At 59.6% G+C, this 260-nt stretch carries 1 pseudogene; it reads right to left on the reverse strand.

Going from position 1 to position 260, the window contains the following annotated elements:
* A pseudogene (locus tag EOD29_RS32820) lies at window positions 1-92 on the reverse strand (AhpC/TSA family protein); the annotation flags it as partial.
* Between the last annotated feature and the right edge of the window lie 168 nt (window positions 93-260).

Below are 260 nucleotides of genomic sequence, written 5' to 3' on the forward strand. Positions count from 1 at the left end.
GCGATCTTCCCCTCGCGCGAGATCGCATCAAACACGACGTTCGGGACCCGGTCGCCCGGTTGTAGCGGATGGTCGACATAGAGCGTGGACAAGGACAACCTCCTCGCTCGGGGATCAGTCGAGAAAAGGCGCCACGTTAAGTGCTTCGAGGTCGAGATTGAGTGCTGCAGGGCCTGACCTCTCGTTTTACCGCACCGCCAGGATCCGATCTAAGAATGGTCCTACATTGGCCCGCGGGCAAGCGGAAAACAGCGAATCGC

This window comes from Mesorhizobium sp. M1A.T.Ca.IN.004.03.1.1 (assembly GCF_003997555.1).
GTDB lineage: Bacteria > Pseudomonadota > Alphaproteobacteria > Rhizobiales > Rhizobiaceae > Mesorhizobium.